Source organism: Vibrio neptunius, assembly GCA_019339365.1.
Taxonomy (GTDB): Bacteria; Pseudomonadota; Gammaproteobacteria; order Enterobacterales; family Vibrionaceae; genus Vibrio; species Vibrio neptunius.
The window spans coordinates 113,882-137,254 of the sequence record CP079860.1; the positions used below are offsets into that span (position 1 = coordinate 113,882).

Genomic DNA, 23,373 nt, shown 5'->3' on the forward strand with positions numbered 1-23,373 from the left:
AATCTAATTGATAAATCTAATTGGGACAGACACCTTAACAACCGCCTATTGTCGGGCAGAAGGCTCATATGTGTTAGGTGTCTCTCAACGCGCTCAGTACCTTTAGCGCAAATTCGTCCCAACCTGGCGCAGTAAAGGCAATACTCCTTTCCTGTTTAACAGCATAAATGGCCTCTATAGGGGACAGTTTTTGGGTGCTCATTAAATATGCAGCCAAAGCTAAACCAGTACGATCTTTACCTGATTTACAATGAACAACAACCACGCCATTGCTCTCGTGCTGTTCAATAAAATCCAGTATTTGTGGGAGCGCCTTTAAGCAAAGATCCAAATCACCATCGAGAGGTGGTGCATTACTTGAAAGTGGAACGTTTTTGTAAGTAATACCCAATGAGTCCAGAAGAGAAACATGCACCATTTCACCGTCATTCACAGATAGTATGGCAACTACGTTGTTATTGTGTAGTTCATTAAGGTCCCACATACAGTTGTCAGGACCACACCTACCAGCTACTGATTTTTCGATAAAAAATAACTGCTGCAAAATGGTTCTCCATTAAACACATAACATCCTTAACAACAGGCAGTCTCGTTTTTCTCTCTGCCTGACTTGCCATTAGCCTATCATAAGCATCTGAAAATTAATGACAATGCGTCAAAATATACATCATGAATCCAATTGGGACAGACACCTTAACTATCCCCATACTCGTTCGTTATGTGACTTTTTGAGCGATTACAAATATTGAATCGCCTGCTTCAAACTCTTCATAGACATGCGCCTCAACTACGTTGAAATTAGCTGAGATAAGCTCTAATAATTCTTCTTTCTTATGATATTGCATTGTTAGTCCATCCATAACCTCAGCACCAGTGCCTAACCAAAAACTATGGGCAATGTACCCTCGACTGTTCAAAGAGTTACGTTGGCTTTTCAAAGACTCTGCCAATTCACAAACCGTTAAGTGATGAAGGACTTTGTTGGAGTAGATACAGTCTACGTTTTTAGCTAACTTGATTACCTTTGCATCTAGTTTGATAAAACTTAAATGAGGCAGCTTGTCATTAAGGTGGACAAGAAAAGCATCTGAATAATCCGAACCCAAATAATGGTAATAATTACTTAGGTATGCCGCGTCATGTCCAGAGCCAGCACCAAGTTCAAGTATATGACTTTCAGTATTTACGTGCCTACGCAACACTTCATATAACTCTTTACCATCATAGTCTTCGCACATTTCGACGTAGTTTTGTACGCCTTGTTGACTATCATAAATACTCATAATCACCTCTAGTTACCTAACATTCTTAATAACAGGCCGTCTCGTTTTTCTCTCTGCCTGACTTACCATTAACCTATCATAAGTGACTAAAAATTAATGTAAATGTATCAAGCTATACACCCCGCCATCACATAAAAACGAGCGTGCGTGTTATCACTTTTTAACCATTCGCGTTATCTTGGCAAGAATTGAATCTACTTGGGACAGACACCTTAACAGTCACATGGCAATAATCTCGCTATCCAATGAAAACCTGCATTTAAGGCTACATATGAACGGCTTGTTGAAGCTGGGAAACCTAAAAAGTGGCTATCATTGCATGTGTGCGAAAGGTGGTAGTAATACTAAATTCGGTGCTAAGGGATGGTGCTATGTGGGATATCAGTAGCGCCAAAAATTAACTATTGACGCCATAGTCTCTTGTTATGCTCACGGCTCAAAAGTCATGACCAACTCATTTTCAACACTATTAAGATGCGTAAAACCCGATTTTTCATAGGATTTAATCGCTGCTACATTGTCTGAAAACACTGTCAGCTTCAAGTTACTTTCAGGACGAAGATTTAAAATTGACTTGGCTTCATTTAGCAACGTTTGACCTACACCATGTCCCCTATACTCCGAGAAAACAAACATTTGGATGATTTCCAATGAGTTCTCGCCACTTGGAGTTAAACCACATAAGCCAATGAGCTTGTCGTCTGTAAATGCTCCGATCATTACACTTTCTTGGGAGTTATTTTCGATTAAACCCTCAAAATACAATTTAGGCATTTTAGACTGGGCTTCATATCCAGAACCAAAGCACTCGGGGTGTAATCTTAGACTTTCTAGCCTTACCTCTCGATATTTGAGACTATCTTCATTTCTTAATACTTTACAATGGACGTCCATATTTTCCTCTTGTGAGCATAACGCTAATTAGACGGCAAGCAACCGCTTTTCACTCTCACATCATGCCGTCTTTCACTTACCAACTCAATTACAAATCAATGTTTTATCAGCCACATTTAAATCCAATTGGGACAGACACCTTAACACTCTGAGGAAGTACAGCTAAAGGCGCTAAGACATAACACTTAAGATGCGGCCTCGCGTGATCAAGCCAAAACTAATATGAAGGTGTGCGAAGGCATCCTAAGCACTAATCAGAGCGAACTGACCGAACACAGGCTCCCAATAGATGAAAGCCTTCACGTGTGATCAGAGTTTAATTAGCCGTTAACCAGTCGGAAAGGCGAGTAGAGGCTATAAGGGGATGGTCTAACGTACTCGATTCTGGTTCTTCTCCAACTTTTTCGGTGTAGGACAATAGATCGACTGCATCAAGCAAAGTATCATCAGCCACCTCTTTGGCATAGTCCCAGGCCTCGCTTTCTGTCATGTGGTACCTACCAAGTTTCTTAGCTTGCGCAAACAGATCCGCAGCTTCGGTAATTGTGAAGCTTTCCGGTCCTAATAATGTTAATCGTCTATTGTAAAGTTCTGGCAATCCATAACTTTGTGCGACAGCCTTGGCGTAATCTTGAACGCTGATCCAGCGTAAAGGTTGTGTTGACTGACACATAGTCGTTACAGTTTCTTGGTCAACCAATAAGTTTAAGGTTTCGAAAAACCAGCTTGGTAGATATGTGATGTATGGTATCCCACTATTCTTTAACAGGGTTTCTGCTTCCAGTTTCGCCTTCGTATCAGCTCGAAAACTGTTCTTTTCATACGCCGTCGCTGTTGAAATCATTGTAATTAGTTGTACAGACGATTTGTCGACAGCGCGCAGAATGTGTTTTGTTCCCTCGACATGATTTCGATAGTAAGTCTCTGGGCTATTACCACTGAGGTTGATATGAATCGCTTCTACTCCCTTCAATGCAGTAGTTAAGCTTTCTTCATCAAACAGATCGGCTGCGAAAAACTCATATTGAGGCCCTTGAAATAGATCACGAGCTTTAGATAAATCTCGAGAAATAATTTGAACGCGATGCCCATCCTGAGCGAGCTCTTTTGCGACAGGCAAACCAAGCATGCCAGTTGCACCGATAACAGCAATTGTTCTAAACATAATTAGACTCCTTGTGAATGTATAGACAATAGTAAGTGGCATTGATTAATATTATTAGTAGGATAAAGTGAGAGTCTGCTTATCAAAAATGGGATAAAAATGGATCTTGAAGCGAGCTTATGGTTTTCAACAGTGGTGAGAATGGGTTCTTTTTCAAAAGCCGCAAGCGAGTTAGGAGTACCAACTAGCACGGTGAGCCGACGCATCGCCAATCTAGAGAGCCAACTGGGAACGACTCTGTTGGTAAGAAACACTCGTAGCATGCAAGTCACCCAATCTGGCAATGAGTATTTGATGCTAACCAAACAACTCGAAATGGGGTATCAGTCATTAAAAGATTGGCAAGATAATCAATCCCAAGTCTCAGGAACATTCCGTATCACAGCCCCTCTACAATTTGTTGATTGGCCACTCAGCGACTGGGTTATTGAGTTTAAATCCACCTATCCAAAACTCAACATTGAACTGGTTGGCAGTAACGAAAACCTCGATTTCTACGAAGATAGAATTGATATCGCATTTCGGCAGGGTCCACTATCCGACTCTGATCTGAGACAGCGTCGGTTATTTGAGTTGCAGTACGGGATCTACGCGTCACCAAGTTGGCTTAACAAGCATGGCGATTGTCTGGATTTTGCCTGGCTGCAGGCTCAAGAGGTGGTTAACATTGGTGTTAAGGGGAAAAGCTTTCCATGGCTAATCAAGCACAATAACAAACTGCACACCATTATCCCAAAATCGGGGTTGTTGCTCGAATCTCCCCAGCAAGCAGTACGAGCCGCTAAAGCAGGGTTAGGACTTATATACGTACCGTACTTCGATGCCCATTCTGCGATAGCCAAAGGGGAAATAGTACCAGTGTGTGAATCACTGTGGCCCGATGGGATTAATTTTTACCTTGTATTTCATAAGTCGAGAACCAAGTCTAAAAAACTGTCGACGTTTATCGATTTTATCTTGGATAAACAAAAAGAACTGATGGCACTACCGGGGATTTGTTAGTTTAAAGAACCGTGCTTCTCTGATCTTTTGGATTGATGAATACACAGCTAAAAATGTTCTGACTTTGAACACTCGGCACCTCCGAAAGTGACAAAAAGTGTTCTAACCTAAAACATTTTTAAGATCGGCCGTTGGGGTCCAGCTGTTACTTCAATGCCCAAATAAACCGCAGTCACTTCCATGCCCTAGCTCTTTGCTAATGACCATTCTGGCTTCATAGCCACGCAGCTTGCCTGCAACACTCAACCCTTTTGTTGATGGGCCTCCCGCAGCAGGAGCGCTATTACCCGTCAACTCAAGGTCTCGAATTTGAAGAATATACTCTCGTGCCTGGCTGACGAAAGCGCCATCGAGTTTAACTTTATGCTGCAGAAGACAATGAAGAAGGTAACCAAAGACGACAATGAGGCAACGGGGTCAGGCAACGGGGTCAGGTCAGGCAACGGGGTCAGGTCTTGCCTTTTGCCACACATTACTTTTTTGTATATCAAAACTAGCTGACTATCTGTAACGTATTTCGAAGCGTAACAAACAATGGGGCACTTTCGAGTTAGAAAGTGCCACGGGTAAGAATTCAGCCCGTGACAGTTTTGGACAAGAATGAGATAGCAAACTCTAGATACGTTCTATCTGAGAGTCAATAGAATTGAATAGTTATTCAATTACTACATCAGCAAAAGGGACGAGCGGTAATTTTAAGTCAATGGGATGACGAGTAATACCTCGAGAGGTGACATAATACGAGCGCCATACATATTCAACCCGTTGCGGGCTGTTCGTACAAAAAATGGCCTAGATAAAAACTAGGCCATTCTTATTTCAGAGACAAAAGGCAAGACCTGACCCCTTTAATTTCTAATTTTTCTGATGGTTTAGATTTTCTTTGGAGTATTACAGGTTCCATGCTAATTACAGGAGTATCGGCATCTTAAACTCTTTCGCTCTAGTCGCGTCATGGAGCTGACCTCTTGTTATGCGCATTGGTGTAACTGGCATACCATAAAAATCAATTTTATCACCAAAAAATTCTCCACCTAGATCTTTTACAATGTTGACCGTTATATCACGTGCGTCTATCTGAACTTCATTTGTTTCTTGTAATATCTGAGCTAAAGAATAACGGGCTAGAGCTTTGCCAATTCCAAGGCCCCTAAATCTGTTATCTACTACAAAACGTCCCCAGTGCCACATTCCATTTTCTTCCCAACATGCGACTGCACCTAAAACATACTCTCCAGAACGGGCTGACCACCACTTTTGAGGGATTCCTGCGGAAAGTGGAACTAGATGAGGAGGAATATTTTGCTCACCTGAAAATGTATCTCTTATTAGAGTATCAATCTCAGCGCGATAAACAGGCTTCAGTTCCTCTATTTGAATTCTAGCTTTATTTTGAGCTGCGTTTTTACGGAATGCGCTCAACCTTAACGTTCTAAGCCCATCAATAACACTCTGAATTTCTTCAGTCTTCATCAAGCCCAGCAATTGAGATAACTCAGTGTTAGCTGAAGTATCAGCTTCCTTTAGCCTTTCTACCCCTTCAGCCCTTAGTGCAAAAAGTTTTTGTCGCTTATCACTAGCGCTTCTAGTCATTTCCACATACTTTTTTTCTACTAGAGAATTTACTGTTCTACTAAGAGAAGCTTTTTCTACGCTTAGCTGGTTGCAAAGCTCGGAAAAAGGAGTTGCTCCATTTTTTCGTAAATAGGTTAAAAGGTGAACTTGCGTTAATGATAAGCCTGAATTTAAACAGTTTTTATCAAGTAAACCTAGTTCACGGACTAAGTAACGTAATTCACTTCTGATTTGTTTTACTGATGACATAATCTTTCCCACGCTAGATCGTTAACACTATCAACAAAAATAACAGATACAGAGTTAATGTCAACATTGTTGATACAATCAACAAATATTGTAAAACTGTCAGGGTCAGGTCTTGCTGCTTGCCATCCATTACTTTTTGTATCTCAAAACTAGTAAATTATCGGAAACAACAATTTGAGCGATAGCAAACTTTGGGGCAAAACTATCTCTCGATCGGCTAGTGTCTCAAGGAGTCTGAAAGTGATATCCAGACAACAAAGCATCTAACGATGGCTGCCTTGGGTTTAGGTATTTGGCTATAAGCCTCTCCAACATATAAAAACAAAAAAGCGAGCCACTTGGGCTCGCTTTTCGATTTTAAAGCAATGAATTTTTACAGTAGTTCCACTGACTGCTGAGCAATCACAAACTCTTCGTTGGTTGGAATCACCATCGCGACAGCGCCCAACACCTCAGACTTAGCAATAATACCCGCACGGCCAAAGCGGGCGTCTTCGTTACCTTTTTCGTCTTCAATAAAACCTAATAGTTTGAGGTTGTTTAAAATTTCTCGACGAATTGGCAGTGAGTTTTCACCGATACCACCAGTAAAAATAATCGCATCTAATCCACTAAGGGGGATCAGGTAAGAGCCGATGTACTTAGCCACACGGTAAGTGAACACCTCAAATGCGAGCTTCGCCCCCTCATGGCCGTTTTCCATCGCTTCCAAAATACCTCGCGCATCAGAAGTCAAACCTGAAACACCAAGGAAGCCTGACTTCTTGTTCAAGGTCTCGAAGACTTTCTCTTGGCTCCAGCCTTTTTTCATTAGGAACTCGATAATACCAGGGTCTAGGTCTCCGGAACGCGTCCCCATCATCAGGCCTGCTAGAGGGGTAAAGCCCATCGATGTATCGACAGATTGACCGTTGCTGATCGCACACACCGATGCACCGTTGCCCAAGTGGACAGAAATAAAGCTCGACGCTTCGACAGGTTTACCCAGCATTTTCGCCGCTTCACGGCTAACGAAGTAATGACTAGTGCCGTGGAAACCGTATCGGCGGATACCATATTCTTTGTACAGCTCATTGGAGATCGCACCAGTGAATGCCTTTTGCGGCATGGTTTGGTGAAACGCGGTGTCGAAGACAGCAAATTGAGGAAGGCTTGGGAAAGCTTTCATCGCAGCTTGAATCCCTTTCGCGCCTGCTGGGTTGTGGAGCGGTGCCAGATCAGACAAGCTTTCAATTTCTGCTAGGACGTCGTCATTAATGCGAACTGTTGATGTGAATTTTTCTCCGCCATGCACGATACGGTGACCCACGGCAACTAGATCGTTGGTAAAACCCAATGATTCCATCAGGCTAACGATTCGGTTGATGGCATGTTGATGATGATTGTCTGCAGCAGTGATGGCTTCTTCAGTTTTCTCACCCTTGTATTTCCAACCGATTACCGCTTCAGGGAGCCCAAAGCACTCTCCTAACCCAGTGACGACAGCGTCTCCTGTTACGGAGTCGATCACCGCGAATTTGAGAGATGAACTACCAGAGTTAATAACCAGCACAAACGAGTTAGACATGGAATAGGTATCCTGTTTCAGACCGAATTTTGGAAGCAAAGCGCTTCTTAGTGTGGCTTACATTATTCAATATTTTTTTAATTATTCAACTTTATTTTAATTGAGAGCGCATTTGAAGCGAAGGTTTGTTGATCTAACGCAATCTGAAGATTATTTTGATCCCAAAATTTAATGTCAGTTTTATAAATATGCGATACGGGCCTAAACTCTAGTCAGTGTGATACTTTCGATAATTAACCCAAAGTCGGTCCAAATGGTCTAAGTAGTGGCAACCTTATCTATTTTTTTAGTCATCTCAGGCATCATTATCATGGTCGCGGGATACGTGCCTGCTAACCAGGTTTGTCGCAAGACAAAGCATCTAGGCTGGCAGGTGTTGAGCTATTTAATTATCGGTTTTGTTTTAGGCTATCTATTTGTTTTAATTGCTATTATATCTGATCCAGTTGTTACGCCAGTTTTGCTGGGGTTATGCGTTATTCTTTTCTGCGGCAGCATTTTTGTTTATATGGTCACCACCTACAGTTTGCAAAGTATTCAGCAACTCCATTCGCTTGCTGATGAAGAAAAGCATAACGCCCTTCACGACTCACTCACTAACCTTCCTAATCGAAAACATTGTATTGAAGCCATCGAGCTGCTGATTGAGTCCGATAGGCCCTTTGATCTGCTGCTGGTTGATATTGTGAACTTCAAACAAATCAACGACGGAATGGGCCATTTTTGCGGCGACCAATTACTGATTCAGATTGGACAACGAATGTCATCTCTGTTGGAACACGAAGACTTTATCGCCCGTATTGGTGGTGATGAATTTGTCATCCTGTGTCCAAACGGTAATGAAGTGGCGTCAAAAGCCTTGGCGAAACGGATTGATAACGAGTTGCGTAAGCCCTTCGCAATTGATGGCTTTGAGTTAAGTACTTGTGCGGTGATCGGTTTGAGTGAGTTTCCAAGGCACGGCGATACCGCGGAGCAAGTGATCAACACCGCAGATGTGGCCATGTACTGGGCCAAAAAGTCCGGTCGGTTGATCGCCTGTTATGACGATCAAATGAGCCAAGGGGCGAAGAAAAAGCTGCGTATCGCTCGCGAAATCGATGCCGCGCTGCTTAATGATGAGTTCTGTGTCTACTACCAACCCATTGTTAGCAGCAAAAATGCCATTGTCAGTGGCTACGAAGCGCTGATCCGCTGGCAAAAAGAAGACGGCTCTATCGTTAGCCCCGTTGAGTTCATCCCCATTGCTGAGCAAAGCAATAAGGTGACCTCGATTACCAATTGGGTGCTTGAGCAAGTCTCGAAAGACATCGAAAAATTCAAATCTGAAAACATCCGCTGCCCGGTTCATGTCAACTTATCAGCCAAAGATCTGATGGGTAATTACCTTAAGAGACAACTTGAAAAGCTGATTCAGATCTACCCGGATATCACTGAAAACCTTATCCTTGAAATCACTGAAAGTACCGCCATCAATCGCTTGAGAAGCCCCGAAGTTTTATTGGAAAGCCTTAAAGAACTCGGCTTTAAGATCAGTCTAGATGACTTCGGTACTGGCTATTCTTCGCTGTCATTGCTAAGAGATCTCCCGGTTGACCAAATAAAAATTGATCGCTCCTTTCTCTATCAATTAGAGACGAACCAACGCAATGGTTCGATTGTCTCTAATGCGGTTGCACTCGCTCATGGGCTGGGCTACACCGTGGTCGCCGAGGGTGTTGAAGACAACAATGTACTCGAAATGCTAAAAAACTATGGTTGCGACTATATTCAGGGGTTTCTCTATAGCCCTGCGTTAAAGATTGACGACGCGATCCGTTGGACTCACAACCACAACCCACCCCAAATTATTGAACTGGCTGAGCAAACCTAACAATCCAAGAAGATACCAGCGATGCAGATCGTCGTCCCCTGTGGTTCACTTGGTTTCTCAAGTTTGACCCCATAAAAGCATTGGCCTCAACGCCAGAAAGTAGTAAAACGGTAAAACTCACCATTAATGCGTGCAACCACTCATAGGCAGAGGGTATCCATGAATATAGGCTCAGTAGCAAAACTCACCGGTTTATCGAGTAAATCGATACGTTTGTACGAAGATAAAGGCGTGATCTCTTCCCCTAATCGCAGTGAAGCAGGTTATCGAGAGTATAGTGAACAACATATTCAGGAACTCAATCTCGTTTCACGAGCGAAAAATGCGGGCTTTTCTCTGGCAGAATGCAAGGAGTTTGTCGAACTGGCTCATAACCCCGAGCGTAAAAGTCGTGAAGTTAAAGCGAAGGCTCAAGAAAAGCTCAAAGAAGTTGAGGTTAAGATTCGTCAACTGAAAGAAATCGAAAAGCAACTCAAGAGCTGGGTAAACGCGTGTCCCGGCGATGAAGGCAGTGATTGCCCTATTATTGAAGATCTCACCAAGTGAAGCGTTGCCCATTCTCTTAATTTTATTACTCTTTTCAACTGCTCACCATGAAGTACGTCCACAGATCATGTAACATTGAAAGACAACTCAGATACATCGGATGTCTTCATGGAAGCAGAATTACTGGAAATTAAGAATTTTCTCTCTCAACACCCTCCCTTTGATGAGCTAGAAGACGACGTGCTCAACTTAGTCACCAAGCATGTTGAAATTTCTTATTTTCGTGAGGATACACCCGTCATCCACTTTGGCGATGAGATCCATGATTTGTACATGGTTCGCAGTGGGGTTGTTGAAGTTTATCGACGTAAAGGTGAACTTTATAACCGCCTCGATGAAGGTGCTCTGTTTGGTCAAATGGGCCTACTCACCAATAATAAAGTGCGCTTTCCAGCCAAAGCGACCAAAGATACGTTGGTGTACTGCATTCCTGAAGCCATTTTCCAACAGCTCTACGACAATCACGAAACCTTTGCCGATTTTGTTGAAGTCGAAGATACCGCCCGACTTCGTCAAGCGGTTTCAAGTACCAATGAACAAAACGACCTAACAACGTCTAAAGTGCGCACGCTTCTCACCGGAGATGCGCCCTTTTTTGGAAAAAACAGAAACCATCCAGAATGCGGCGATCAAAATGGCTGAAGAGAATGTCTCTTCACTGTTGATCATCGACCCCGACATCCTCGAAGACAACGAGGAAGACAATTCCCCACTGGTGGGCATCATCACCGACCGGGATCTATGTACCCGTGTATTGGCTGAAGGTCTCGATGCGAACGATGAAGTGGCTAGCGTGATGACAACCGAAGTCATTTCCCTTGATCACAATGCGTACGTGTATGAAGCAATGCTGACCATGTTGCGCTACAACGTGCATCATCTTCCTGTTTTAAAAGATAAAAAGCCGATTGGTATTATTGAAGCGACAGACATTGTCCGCTACGAATCGCAAAACTCTCTACTCTTGGTCAGCAGCATCTTCCAACAACAGTCGATAGAAGAGCTCGCGGCTTTATCTGAACAGGTAAAAGATAGCTTTGTGCGATTGGTCAACGAAGATGCGAACTCTCATATGGTCGGCAGTGCCATGTCGGTGATTGGCAAAAGCTTCAAACAGCGAATTATTGAGCTGGCGGAAGAAGAGCTAGGCGAACCGCCGATTCCCTATTGCTTTCTGGCTTTAGGATCTATGGGCCGAGACGAGCAGATCTTGGTAACCGATCAGGACAACGCCATCATCCTTGATAATTCGTATGTCAAGGAACAACACGATGGGTATTTCTCCGCTCTGGCCAAGAAAATCTGTGATGGATTAAATGAGTGCGGTTACACCTATTGTACCGGTGACATTATGGCGACTAATCCGGAGTGGCGCATGACCCGTACCGAGTGGGAAGAGTGCTTTGCCGACTGGATTGACGACCCGAACCCGAAAGCACTATTGAATGCCTCTATTTTCTTTGACTTAGTCGGTGTTTATGGTCGCCTGAAATGGGCCGAACAGCTTAACGGCTTTATTGTTAGACGCTCTCGAAAAAACAACCGCTTCCTAGCCTGCCTAGCGCGCAATGCGATGAACCGAACGCCGCCGCTCGGTTTCTTCAAAGATTTTGTGATGGAGAAAGACGGCCAGCATAAAAACTCCATCAACCTCAAGCGCCGTGGTACTGCTCCATTGGCTGACTTAATTCGTGTCCACGCGCTAGCGGTTGGGTCCCGCTCTACCAACTCCTTTGAACGCCTAGATGATATTCATGAAGCCGGCATTTTACCCAAAGGAAAGGCGCGCGATCTTCGCGATGCATTAGAGTTTATTTCTATGGTACGAATTCGTCACCAAGCGCTGGATGTAGAGAATGAAATCGAACCAGACAACAATATAGAACCAGAAAATCTATCTGATTTTGAACGCCGCAACTTAAAAGATGCGTTCCAGATCCTTAGTAATGCACAGAATTTTCTCAAGTTCCGCTACCAAGCCAGCAATAATTTTAAGTAGGTGAACCATGATTAAAAATATGATGCGTAAGCCGACGATAGACTGGGAAAAAAAGTTTGAGGCAAAACAGAAAACGAGCCGAAATGATTCACTCCAGCGTTACTATCATAGTGGCCTCCCTACTGCGGATACTCACTTGGAAGACGTGACGTTTCTGGCGATGGATTTTGAAACCACGGGACTAGATTCCAATCAGGACGACATCATCACCATTGGAACCGTGCCGTTTAACCTCAACAGAATCTTTATCAATCAAGCGCATCATTGGACAGTGCGCCCGCGCCAACAACTGGCCGAAGAATCGGTCATCATTCATGGCATTACCCATAGTGATATACTCGATGCGCCGGACTTGTCTGAAGTTTATGATCAGGTCTTACAACAGATGGCGGGCAAGATCATGGTGGTGCATTATCAAAGAATTGAGCGTGAGTTTTTTGATCAAGCACTCAAGGACCGGATTAATGAAGGGATTGAGTTTCCGGTCGTGGACACCATGCATCTTGAGACCCTGCACCAACAACGCCTGCACGGTGGCATACTGAATAAAGTGCTGGGCAAGAAACCAGATTCCGTCAGACTTGGGGCTAGCCGAACGCGATATGGCCTTCCTCCTTACACGCCACATCATGCCTTAACGGATGCGGTGGCAACCGCTGAGTTGTTACAGGCGCAAATAGCCTATCACTATCAGCGCTCAACGACACTGGGTCAGATTTGGCTCTGATACCCAGTGAGTCGCGCAGTCAGAAATAAAAAAGGGACGAAAATTCGTCCCTTTTTCTATTCAACTACGTCGACTAGCGGTCGTATTTTTCAGTGCGCATGCCCATGAGCAAGCTGACACACATCATCAGCAATACAAAGGTGAACGGCAAGGCAGTAGAAATTGCGCCGGCTTGCAGTGCCTGAACGGCTTCTGTACCACCTACCCAAAGTAGTGCTACCGCAATCGCCCCTTCCATAAACGCCCAGAAAACGCGCTGAAGAACGGGTGCATCGACTTTACCACCAGCGGTAATGCTATCAATCACCAATGAACCTGAGTCAGACGAGGTAATAAAGAACACCAACACCAGAATCACAGCAATAATCGACAATACCGTCCCGAACGGCAGTACATCAAACATCTGGAACATGGCCAGAGAAACATCCGTTAGACCATTTGCACCGAGCTCACCAATGTTGTTCACTACTTGGTCAATCGCTAGACCACCGAATACAGACATCCAAAGAAGTGTTACCGCGGTAGGCACCAATAGAACCGCTGTCATAAATTCACGTACCGTGCGGCCTTTAGACACACGCGCAATGAACATACCAACGAATGGCGACCATGAAATCCACCATGCCCAGTAGAATACTGTCCAGCCTTGGAACCAGGCTTCGTCTTGACGGCCATGAGGGTTACTTAGCGGAATGATGTTCTCAACATAGGCCATCAGCGTGGTGCCAATGTTGCCAAACGCCACCGCATAACCAATCAGAGCAACCAGAATCAGCAATAAGAAGGCGACGATCATGTTGATGTTACTGATCACCTTTACGCCACCATCAATACCACGCACAACGGAGACCACCGCGAGTAAAGTCACAACCGTAATCACGACGATCTGTAACCCCATCCCTGCATCTAAACCGAATACATGGTGGATACCGCTCGCCGCTTGTTGCGCACCTAAACCAAGGGATGTAGCAAGACCAAACAGCGTCGCCAATACCGCTAAAATATCAACGATGTGCCCAGCCCAGCCCCATGCACGATCACCAAGAATAGGGTAAAAAATAGAGCGGATGGAAAGCGGTAACCCTTTGTTATAAGCAAAGAACGCCAAAGACAGAGCAACAACACCGTAAATAGCCCAAGGGTGAAGGCCCCAATGGTACATGGTTGCGCCCATTGCCAGTTTCGCCGCTTCAGGGGTATTGGCTTCAACCCCTAACGGTGTTTCGAACCAACCCGTGTAGTAAGCAACTGGCTCGGCCACACTCCAGAACATCAGGCCGATACCCATACCCGCAGCGAAAAGCATCGATAGCCACGAGATAAATGAGTAATCCGCTGTCGCATCTTGACCACCAAGACGGATTTTACCCAATGGGCTTACGATTAACGCAAGGCAGAACACGACAAAAATGTTTCCTGACCAAATAAATAGCCAGTCAAAGCTGCCGATAATTTGAAACTTCAAGCCATCGAGCAAGGATTTTGCTGACTGTGCATCCATCACCAACACAGCAAACAGGAACAATCCGATGAACCCGGCACTCACGCCAAACACGGGGTTATGAACATCAAACCCCCACTTTTGTACATTATCTTGGCCGATGGTGTAATCGGTACTGTCGATACTGTACTTGTCTATACCTTTCGTCATCTTTCCTCTCTTAATGATTATTCTTCCCTAATCAAGCCTTCAGATAGAAAAATCATTAGTGATAGAAACAATTTAATCTATATCAAGACTTGATCGACTCAACACCATTGTACGCCCAGATCCAGATCATTCCAGTAAATCACTATTATTTGTCCAATTTTTGGACACAAATCTGTTTGAAAGGCTACTATTTACACAAAAATCAACAAACCTCCCCCAAACATTCATTTTGACTTCTAAACATTTGACAACATCACATTTACACCAAAAATTTCTTTCAAAATCTCATAACTATTCTTTCCCTCACTACTATGAGAAATAAGTATGATATTTATGGGTTTTCAGGCTTCATTTCGCGGGAATTTTCATGTATTTTCTCGCCTCCAAACGCTTCGCTCACTAAGGATTAACATTGGAAAAGCACGAAGAAGTTCTTATCTCTATTCGACAGATTATCCGCGCCATCGATCTGCACTCGAAAAGGCTAAGTAAAGAGTCTGGCTTAACAGGCCCACAACTGATTCTCATGCGCTCGATACGTGAGCTTGGTGAAGTGACGATTCGTGAGCTTTCTAACCACACCAACATGAGTCAGGCAACCGCAACCACTATCCTTGATCGTTTGGAGCGCCAGGAGTTAGTCACGCGTGTTCGCAGTGTTCAAGATAAGCGTAAAGTGCATGCACACCTCACCGATAAGGGCATCGCTGTACTCGAACAGGCCCCAATGCCTTTGCAGCAGAACTTCATCAATAAGTTTCAACGCCTAGAAGAATGGGAACAGTCACTGCTTCTCTCTTCGGTACAACGTATTTCCTCGATGATGAATGCGGAAGACATTGATGTTGCACCTGTACTTGAGCTTGGAAGCATTACTAAACCAGAATAACCACCCTAAGCTGGATTGATTTAGCAACACTTTGAGCCTATTTTTTATATTGCAGAAAAGGTCAAAGGTGTTGCATGGTGAAAAAAGGACGCTTCAAAGCCGACATGGGGACACGATCCTCGATTTCAGACAGCAGCAGCAGGTTCTGAAATTTATCGCCGTGATCACTTTAGTTTTCTTTGTCCCACTCGGCATTAAGAACCTTCTTATTGGCGAGGTTCTACTCGGTGCTGTGCTTTTGGCGTTTGAGATCACTTTGCTTCTCGAGATCGCTGCCATCATTTACAACAAGGCCGGTCTGTTCGGCCATCTTATCCCTCTGGCTCTTCTGGTGATTTCAACCATTATGGCGGTCAACATTTTTGGCACCTTGGCCACCTATTGGGTGTTCCCCATCATCATTAGCATTGTGTTTCTCTTGCCTGCTCGCATTGCCACGATTGCGAATATTGTGGTGTGCCTAGGTTCCACTATCGCCGTATTGCCTCATCAGGAATTGTCCGAAACCTCTCGCTATGCGTTCTCGCTTCTCGCGACAGCAGTCATTGTCCATGTGGTTGTCAAAGCGGTCAGACGGCTACAAAAAGAGCTTCGCTACTTGTCGGTAAGAGATCCTATGACGGGCGCTTACAACCGACACCAACTGCAGAGCTCACTTGAGAACATTCACCAGCTCTATAACACCTCGTCAATCGCCCTGATTGATATCGACAAATTTAAAGCGATTAATGATCTCTATGGGCACGATGTGGGTGACCAAGTCATCACTGAGGTAGTCGGCATTATTGACAGCCAGACCGAGCACTCTACCCTATTGTTTCGTTTGGGAGGCGATGAATTCCTTTTGTTGTTCCCTCAAGCCGATCAATATGCCGTTGAGTCTTCAATGCAAGCAATCAACCGCGCCGTCAAAGAACACGCTTATCCGCAACATGCCAAAGTGACCCTCAGTGCTGGTGTGGCTGAGTCCAAACCGTTTGAAACGATCGAAGACTGGGTCAAACGCGCCGACATTGCGCTGTACCAATCAAAAAGTCTGGGGCGCGATCGAGTTTCACTGTATTCCCAACCAGACCTTGTGGACCATCAGAGTCAGAGTCGCTATCAGCGCGCCATACGCTGAATTAGTTGAAAATAGGGAGTTGTCTGGATTCTTTGACCTGTCGAATTGCTAAATGCGTATGGATGTCCTTAACATTTTCTAAGCGCTGAATTCTGCGTGTGAACGCTTCATACCCAGCCAGATCATGGCTGACAACTTCTAGAAGATAATCATAAGCCCCAGATACAACGTGGCAACTCACCACTTCTTCCATCTCCTGAACGGCTTGCTCAAAATCATCAATAGAGGAGGCTTGATGGTTACTTAGACTGACCTCAACAAACACCGTCATCCCGACCCCAACCTTATCTTTACTTAAGCTTGCGCGATAACTGGCGATCACGCCCTCTTCTTCAAGCCGTTTAATTCTTCGAGCGCAAGGGGAAGGTGACAAACCGACTTTGTCGGCGATATCGGCGGTCGACTGACGGGCATCTTTTTGTAGCAACATCAAGATGTGTTGATCGATTCTATCCATGGATTGAGCCTCTATATAGCAATTTTTATAAAATAATTAGCTGATTCAGCCAACATTTCCATTTTCATTGGTTAACTTTGCCATATTTGGTCTCCAGAAACGACTCATAATTACTGACACTCAATGAATAGACGAATAACGTTATGATCTCAGGTTACTTGGCAATGGCTGCCACACTGCTTCTCTGGTCTGGCTTTTTTCTTTCACTCCGTGGTGGTGCACATTCGGAACTGACTACCGCAGATATCGCCTTAGCACGATTTCTCATCCCTTGTATCGTGCTACTCCCTCTGGTGTTTAAGTCAAAGGAGCTCATTAGAAAAGTCCCTAAGCGTTACCTCATTGGTATGTTTGTCGGATGTGGTTTGCCCTACTTGCTGATCGCAGGTACAGGTATGCGGCTTGCCCCTGTCTCAGATGGAAGTGCGCTTATCCCAGGGACGCTCCCCTTGTTCGTCTCTGGTATTGCAATACTGCTTTTCAAGCAACCTTTGAGTTCACATCGCCTATTGGGATTAGCGCTCGTCATCAGTGGGATAGCGGTCTTTCTCTACCAAGGGTTTGGCCAGTCTGATAGTGACTTACTCAGTGGTTACATGCTGTTTTTATTGGGCAGTATGATGTGGGCGACGTTCACCATTTGTGCGCGTGTTTCTAACCTTAACCCACTTGTTGCTGCGGGAATAATCTCATTACTTTCAACACTGGCACTGTTGGTGCTGATTATAACTGGCACACTCGACAGTCACTTACTCACTACCCGTGCCGCTGAATGGCCATGGAAAGAGCTCATGGGCCACATTACCCTACAAGGTGTAGGCGCTGGTCTTGTCGCCGCATTCACCTACTTACATGCGATATCAGTACTCGGCGCAGAGCGCACGGCAGCGTTCGGCGCAGCCACACCTGCCATTGCGACTTTGTTGGCGATACCAGTATTTAACGAGCAGCCGACACAACTTGGATGGTTTGCTCTCGGGTTGGTTTGTATTGGAAGTTTGGTGGCCAGCAATATCTTTATGAGAAAAGATACCTCTTTGCTTTATCAGCCACCTAAATTTAAATGAGCCTAGGGATAAGCGTTAAGCTGGGAACAAGAACACACAGAACGTAGATCTGTCGCGCAAGGGCTTTGTTCTCCATTTTGATCAGAAAAGGAGAAGCGATGAACATGGAAACTAGTACATGCAGTGCCATATTACTCACAAATTGTTCCAGTATGAGTGTAAACAGCAACCAGACGCCAATTTGTAAGCGAGAAACTCGAATTTTAATGCCTAACCCGACGATGAAGAGTGAAGCTGCAAGCGAAGAAATCATCAGCAAGACTACTTTTTAATATTAATTATGATTTTTAATAAACAATAATAGGAATCATTATCAAATACAACTGATTTTTTGTTGTTGTACCCAGAGTCCGGTATAGTCTGCAGCGAAATTTATTTGCGTGGATGACCATTTTGAAAACGCCCTGTATCGCTGCATGCAAAAATAATGGTGGAATATGTAGCGGTTGCCATCGAACCATGGATGAAATCGTCAACTGGCGCCATCTTTCAGATGATGAAAGAGACACCATTATGGAGGCCCTTCAAGGAAGCGTCGCAAGCCATCGCTGCCCTTCTTGTGGTGAGCCAGCCCAGTGCGACATCAGCGCCGGCAAAGACACTTGTTGGTGCTTTTCCCTAGAAAAACGGGATATGTCTTGCGCTGTTTCCAGTGATGCTTGTCTGTGCCGAAAGTGTCTCAACCACTTGCCAATCGCATAAACCATCACTCCAATGAATACTAGATTTGGATTAGTTTTACTAATCCAAATCATAGAAATTAATCTTGTTCCAGATCACACTTTTTTATTGCACCCTTTCCTGCCAAGCACTAAGATTCTCCGCCTAAACTAGTCGTTCTCTTTATTTTATTAGGATTGCTTTAAGCAATACCTGTGGCTTTTTGCACTTTGAATTTAGGTATTTCAGGAAATGTCTGCATCATCTCAAGTTATTAAACTGATATTCTTAATTGCGATTCTGACCGCAGTAGGGCAAATGACGCAAACTATGTATGTCCCCTCTATCGGCCATATGGCTGATGAATTTTTGGTGTCTCCTGCGGCACTTCAAGCGGTAATGGCGTGCTACCTGATACCTTATGGTATCTCTCAGTTTGCCTATGGACCGCTTTCAGATCGATTAGGACGAAAACCTATTATCATTGCCGGTTTGCTTATCTATATTATCGGTACCATCGTTGCCCTATTTGCTCATCAGTTTGAATGGTTCCTCGCTGGTAGCTTCATTCAAGGATTGGGCATTGGTAGCGGCGGTGCGATGTGCAGAACCTTAACCCGTGATGTGTTTAGTGGCAGCGAACTGCACAAAGTGAACAGCCTAATTAGTATGTGTGTGATTTTTTCACCTTTACTCGCTCCAGTCTTGGGGGGCTACTTCACCGAAACCATGGGCTGGCGCTCTAGCTATATGTTCTTGGCATTGTTTAGCATCGCTGTAGCGATCATTATGATGACCCGATTTGAAGAAACCTTGCCTAAAGCGAGTCGACGCCATGAATCGGCTTTAAGTCGCTATAGCTTTGTACTCTCTAACAAAAGATTTCAAGGTTACTTAGTGTGTCTGGTAGCCACATTTTCCGGTGTGGCCATTTTTGAAGCCGCTGCAGGCGTTTTACTTGGGGGCGTATTAAAGCTACCCGCAACAACTGTCAGCATGTTGTTTGTCTTACCTATTCCTGGGTATCTGGTCGGCGCTGGCCTATCCAGCGTGATTGCCTCTAAGAGAAGTGAGAAAGTCGCGATGATGTTTGGTCTGCTGGCTGCCGTTCTGGGTTCACTGATTGTGCTTGTGCCCGGGCTAATGGGACAGACCTCTGCGTTAACCTTGGTTGGCGGGGCAACGATCTACTTTTTAGGGGCCGGCGTTTTATTCCCCGCCGCAACCACAGGGGCTTTGTCACCTTTCCCATACCATGCGGGAACCGGGGGAGCCGTTCTGGGTGGCATGCAAAATTTAGGTGCAGGTTTAGCCACACTGGCAGCGTCGATCATCCCTTCGCATGATCAGATGCCTGTGGGTGGGCTCATGTTGCTCATGTCTCTGCTCGCTTTGCTCGGGCTGATTCGTGTCTATCACAAGCACGATCCTTCCAATGAAATGCCTTTAGCCGTCTAACCAATGTAAAAAAGGAGCTTCACCGCTCCTTTTTATTTGCTCTGACTTGGTCAAGCCTAACCCTTACCATTTTTTCATGATCCGACCGACCAGATTGGGGTGATAAGCCCAGCTATGATCGAACATAGACATCAGTTGAGGATTGCCGTATTTAGAAAGGCTAATTGCGTGAAAGCGATTCTTGTTCTTTTTCAGCTCAGCGACTTTCTCTTGCATCTCATCGGATTGTTTAGGCGCAATGAAATCAGAGATCACAACCATGTCCGCATTTTTGTATCGGTCACCACGCATCAAATCGATTGACTTTATCAATACTGGCTCCAAATCCGTACCACCATGGAAGCTGTAAGTAAGGAAATCACTGGCTTCTCGTAAACCGTCTTGTCGCGTCAGCTCGTAGGTGATCTGCTCGGTGGAGAATAAAATCACAAAGCAATCACGATCTTCTGCCAAGGCGATTTGCATTAATGCGTAAGCCATCGCTTTGGCACATTGCTCAGGAAAACCACTCATGGAGCCAGAAGCATCAACACACACAATAAACGGGCCTTTTTCGACATCGACCTGCTTGTTATCTGGCTTGTGTGCTTTCACTTTACGTAGCGTTCGTGATTTACCCTGCATCCGATAATTCATTAACCGCTTGTCGACGAGGTGTTTGTAAAACACAACTTCCAGTTCAGGGTAAGCCAGAAACAAGGTTTCGTTGGGTAGCAGCTTGTTCAGATCATCACTTTCATGAATACCAACGATATCATCGGTTGCTTCATCCGATTTTTCCTCAACCATTTGCAGCTCTTCAGTAGGCGCTCGATTTAACTCGGGATCATCTACCTGACTCGCCATTCGCCCTAATTTTTCAGCGATTTCCTGAAGGCCCTGATTCTTTTTCAAAAACTCAGCATGGCGTTTCATCACGGACAAGTCGGTTCGACTGAGTTTTGCTGAAGCCATATCCCACAGCCGGCCAACGCTGCTCTCATCTCCCTCTTCCGTTACTTTGGCCATGTTCTTCATGGTTTCCATGCGCTGGTAAAGGTCTTTGAGGACTTTTTCTTTACTCGCTTCGAGCTCACTGACCTGTGCCTGACGAATGGCATCAGAAAGACTTTGATACCACTGATCACAAAAGTAATGAGGAAACATTGGGTTGTTTAACCCTTTGTTTTTATCCATAAGCCGACGAGCTTGAAGATAAAATGCGGAATGCCATTCAAGCTTCTTGATCACATCGGGGATCTTTTCAAAGAACGTGGCTTCATCCCAATGGATGACTTCCTGATACAGCGCTAACTCCTGTTGGAAACGCTCTGTTTCGCATACCTTGGTGATGCGTTTCTTGACGCCACCACGCCACTTCAACAGATGGTTTTTAACTTTCGTTTTCATTCCTCTGTTTTCAGTGATGGCCATTACCTGAGAGCGTGCCATCAGATCGTTGACTGCTGTGTCAATAATACCGGAATCAGCAATCATTAATGCGAGGTTGAGTCCATCAGCGCCTAACATCCAGTCCCCCTTTACGAGAAGAATTGATTGAGGTTTTTGAAACGGAACACTGTGCGCTCACACTCTGTTTTGGTTGATTCAAGAACCTGCTGAATGTGCTGCAGGCTTGCCTCCATTGCACGAGGTAGGTCTTGATCAATAAAGCTGTGGGGTAAGGCACCATGAAAGTTCGAACGCACTTTGAGCAAATGATGTTCAGCGTGTTCGAGCTGCGCCATCGCTTGCTCAGATTTGGTCAGCCAGTTTTGATAGAGGCCCTCATCCAAACCTTTCTCGGTTACAACCGAAACTAACACAGCACGATTGGCAATATCCTTAATGACTAAGTTGTTCGCGGCATCGATATCAAAGCGCAGTCGGCACAGATTGGTGTTCTGATTAACGTATCCGTAAACATCTCCATGGCCTTCTTTTATAATCCGCTCTAATTCGTTCTTCGGTACATAAACCCAGCGACTGTCGCCTTTCTCGGATTCTGATACTGACATATTACTTTGCAGCAGTACCAACTTAACGAGATCAAAGGCACTACCTACTTCATAACGCTTTGCATCTGAGACGTCATAGCTATGAATTTGTTTTTTGAGTATCCCTGTCGTCGATTCCATTGATAGCATGATACCAAACTCAGACTCTAGCTCTTCCTGAACTTCGTCCAGTTCTTCTCGACATAAACGGATTTGCTGTTCGACGTCTTGCTGATCAAAGGCGTGCTTTAGTGCAAATTCCTTAATCACTTGGTGGACGACTTCTCGAGATTCCGGACTGTTCCATAAACAATCTTGCAAAAGCAGTAGATCAAGTGGGTTGACACTATCACGGCCGTTAAAATAGGCACTGGCTTTGAGCAGTTTAACTGCCTTTTTCCAACGACGGTCTGAAACATACATATCGGTATCAGAAGCATGGGCGCCTGCCCCTTGGGCTGCCGACTCTTCTAACATTTGTTTAAGTTGATAAAGCTTTTCGAATACCTGGTCACTGAGTTCGAGTTTTTCAAGCTCCGATTGCCATAAGTGATACTCCTCATCGGTTATGGCTAAACCTTCTGGGATCTGTGCTTCCTGCGGTGTGCCTACGGTCAGCATCGACTTAAAGTTTTGCTTGTTCTGAATTCGATTGACAAAAATACGCACTAGCATTCGATCATAGAGCGCCTCCAGACCACTGTCTTCATCCGGCAGCTCATTTGAAGCAGAGACCAGTAGACGCATGGGAACACGTTCTACATCACTGCCATTCTTGAAGGTCTTTTCATTAACAACCGTCAATAAGGTATTAAGGATTGCAGGACCCGCTTTCCAAATCTCATCTAAAAACACAACTTGCGCCGTCGGCAAATACCCTTCTGTCAAGCGTAAGTAGCGACCATTGTCCTTAAGTTCTTGAATGCTCAGAGGTCCGAACACTTCTTCAGGTGTTGAAAAACGAGTCATCAAGTATTCAAAATAGGAGGAGTTGTCGAAAGCTTGTATAAGTCGCTTTGCGATAAGGCTTTTTGCGATACCTGGTGGCCCTAACAGAAAAACACTTTCACCCGCTAAAGCAGCGAGTAAGCACATTTTGATGGTATCTTCACGCTCGTAAACACCGTCAGATAAGGCGCGAGCTAATTTATTTATTCGTTCAGAGAGCAACGCTTGTTGCGAATGGGAGACTCTGGTAGGGCTGATCATTCT

At 44.7% G+C, this 23,373-nt stretch carries 20 protein-coding genes and 2 pseudogenes; 11 read left to right on the plus strand and 11 right to left on the minus strand.

From position 1 onward, the window contains the following. Positions 1–73: 73 nt before the first annotated feature. Together KW548_17160 and KW548_17165 are read right to left on the minus strand one after the other, a co-directional pair. Positions 74–544 carry a dual specificity protein phosphatase family protein gene (locus KW548_17160; GenBank protein QXX08855.1) on the minus strand — a complete coding sequence of 157 codons (471 nt, stop codon included), beginning with the start codon at positions 542–544 and terminating at the stop codon, positions 74–76. Between the two features lie 172 nt (positions 545–716). After that, the gene (locus tag KW548_17165) at positions 717–1,283 is read right to left on the minus strand and encodes a class I SAM-dependent methyltransferase (protein QXX08856.1); all 567 of its coding nucleotides are present in this window, start codon (positions 1,281–1,283) and stop codon (positions 717–719) included. Between the two features lie 237 nt (positions 1,284–1,520). Here KW548_17165 and KW548_17170 point away from each other — a divergent pair. Next, a pseudogene (locus tag KW548_17170) lies at positions 1,521–1,684 on the plus strand (IS110 family transposase). Between the two features lie 28 nt (positions 1,685–1,712). Here the strand turns inward: KW548_17170 and KW548_17175 are convergent. Both KW548_17175 and KW548_17180 read right to left on the minus strand, forming a co-directional pair. Then, a complete protein-coding gene (locus KW548_17175; protein ID QXX08857.1) occupies positions 1,713–2,177 on the minus strand; it encodes a GNAT family N-acetyltransferase in 465 nt (154 codons plus the stop codon). A 316-nt stretch (positions 2,178–2,493) separates the two neighbouring features. Continuing rightward, positions 2,494–3,342, minus strand: coding sequence for an NAD(P)H-binding protein (locus tag KW548_17180; protein ID QXX08858.1), 849 nt, complete (start codon positions 3,340–3,342; stop codon positions 2,494–2,496). A gap of 99 nt (positions 3,343–3,441) precedes the next feature. Between KW548_17180 and KW548_17185 the strand changes: the two genes are divergently transcribed. Continuing rightward, positions 3,442–4,344: a LysR family transcriptional regulator gene (locus KW548_17185; GenBank protein QXX08859.1), complete on the plus strand. Its 903-nt coding sequence runs from the start codon at positions 3,442–3,444 to the stop codon at positions 4,342–4,344. Positions 4,345–5,253: 909 nt separating this feature from the next. Here KW548_17185 and KW548_17190 read toward each other — a convergent pair. Both KW548_17190 and KW548_17195 read right to left on the minus strand, forming a co-directional pair. Further along, positions 5,254–6,168, minus strand: coding sequence for a GNAT family N-acetyltransferase (locus KW548_17190; GenBank protein QXX08860.1), 915 nt, complete (start codon positions 6,166–6,168; stop codon positions 5,254–5,256). Positions 6,169–6,541: 373 nt separating this feature from the next. Next, complete coding sequence (locus KW548_17195) at positions 6,542–7,735, minus strand: acetate/propionate family kinase (GenBank protein ID QXX08861.1); 1,194 nt, start codon at positions 7,733–7,735, stop codon at positions 6,542–6,544. Positions 7,736–8,000: 265 nt separating this feature from the next. On the opposite strand from KW548_17195, the gene KW548_17200 reads away from it, so the two are divergent. From KW548_17200 to KW548_17215, 4 genes and pseudogenes are all read left to right on the plus strand, one after another. Further along, on the plus strand, positions 8,001–9,608 hold the full coding sequence (locus KW548_17200; GenBank protein QXX08862.1) for an EAL domain-containing protein: 1,608 nt from the start codon (positions 8,001–8,003) through the stop codon (positions 9,606–9,608). Between the two features lie 159 nt (positions 9,609–9,767). Beyond that, the gene (cueR, locus tag KW548_17205; protein QXX08863.1) at positions 9,768–10,154 is read left to right on the plus strand and encodes a Cu(I)-responsive transcriptional regulator; all 387 of its coding nucleotides are present in this window, start codon (positions 9,768–9,770) and stop codon (positions 10,152–10,154) included. Between the two features lie 108 nt (positions 10,155–10,262). After that, positions 10,263–12,153, plus strand: a pseudogene (locus KW548_17210) (CBS domain-containing protein). Positions 12,154–12,160: 7 nt separating this feature from the next. Next, complete coding sequence (locus tag KW548_17215; GenBank protein ID QXX08864.1) at positions 12,161–12,880, plus strand: 3'-5' exonuclease; 720 nt, start codon at positions 12,161–12,163, stop codon at positions 12,878–12,880. A 73-nt stretch (positions 12,881–12,953) separates the two neighbouring features. Here the strand turns inward: KW548_17215 and KW548_17220 are convergent, their stop codons facing one another. After that, positions 12,954–14,531 (minus strand): BCCT family transporter, encoded by a 1,578-nt coding sequence (locus KW548_17220; protein QXX08865.1) that lies wholly within the window; start codon positions 14,529–14,531, stop codon positions 12,954–12,956. 412 nt (positions 14,532–14,943) lie between these two features. Here KW548_17220 and KW548_17225 point away from each other — a divergent pair, with 412 nt between their 5' ends. Both KW548_17225 and KW548_17230 read left to right on the plus strand, forming a co-directional pair. Then, positions 14,944–15,420 (plus strand): MarR family transcriptional regulator, encoded by a 477-nt coding sequence (locus tag KW548_17225; protein ID QXX08866.1) that lies wholly within the window; start codon positions 14,944–14,946, stop codon positions 15,418–15,420. Positions 15,421–15,490: 70 nt separating this feature from the next. Then, positions 15,491–16,543 (plus strand): GGDEF domain-containing protein, encoded by a 1,053-nt coding sequence (locus KW548_17230; protein QXX08867.1) that lies wholly within the window; start codon positions 15,491–15,493, stop codon positions 16,541–16,543. Position 16,544: 1 nt separating this feature from the next. Here KW548_17230 and KW548_17235 read toward each other — a convergent pair whose 3' ends face one another. Beyond that, the gene (locus tag KW548_17235; GenBank protein QXX08868.1) at positions 16,545–17,000 is read right to left on the minus strand and encodes an Lrp/AsnC family transcriptional regulator; all 456 of its coding nucleotides are present in this window, start codon (positions 16,998–17,000) and stop codon (positions 16,545–16,547) included. Between the two features lie 143 nt (positions 17,001–17,143). Here KW548_17235 and KW548_17240 point away from each other — a divergent pair, with 143 nt between their 5' ends. After that, positions 17,144–18,067 (plus strand): DMT family transporter, encoded by a 924-nt coding sequence (locus KW548_17240; protein QXX08869.1) that lies wholly within the window; start codon positions 17,144–17,146, stop codon positions 18,065–18,067. Here KW548_17240 and KW548_17245 read toward each other — a convergent pair. After that, positions 18,060–18,320 carry a hypothetical protein gene (locus KW548_17245; GenBank protein ID QXX08870.1) on the minus strand — a complete coding sequence of 87 codons (261 nt, stop codon included), beginning with the start codon at positions 18,318–18,320 and terminating at the stop codon, positions 18,060–18,062. The two genes, KW548_17240 and KW548_17245, sit on opposite strands and share 8 nt — an antisense overlap. 140 nt (positions 18,321–18,460) lie before the next feature. Between KW548_17245 and KW548_17250 the strand changes: the two genes are divergently transcribed. After that, a complete protein-coding gene (locus tag KW548_17250; GenBank protein QXX08871.1) occupies positions 18,461–18,769 on the plus strand; it encodes a cysteine-rich CWC family protein in 309 nt (102 codons plus the stop codon). Positions 18,770–18,979: 210 nt separating this feature from the next. After that, the gene (gene emrD, locus KW548_17255; GenBank protein QXX08872.1) at positions 18,980–20,185 is read left to right on the plus strand and encodes a multidrug efflux MFS transporter EmrD; all 1,206 of its coding nucleotides are present in this window, start codon (positions 18,980–18,982) and stop codon (positions 20,183–20,185) included. 63 nt (positions 20,186–20,248) lie between these two features. Here the strand turns inward: emrD and viaA are convergent, their stop codons facing one another. Both viaA and KW548_17265 read right to left on the minus strand, forming a co-directional pair. After that, positions 20,249–21,694 carry an ATPase RavA stimulator ViaA gene (gene viaA, locus KW548_17260; protein QXX08873.1) on the minus strand — a complete coding sequence of 482 codons (1,446 nt, stop codon included), beginning with the start codon at positions 21,692–21,694 and terminating at the stop codon, positions 20,249–20,251. A gap of 11 nt (positions 21,695–21,705) precedes the next feature. Next, a complete protein-coding gene (locus KW548_17265) occupies positions 21,706–23,370 on the minus strand; it encodes a DUF3763 domain-containing protein (GenBank protein ID QXX08874.1) in 1,665 nt (554 codons plus the stop codon). Positions 23,371–23,373: the final 3 nt, after the last annotated feature.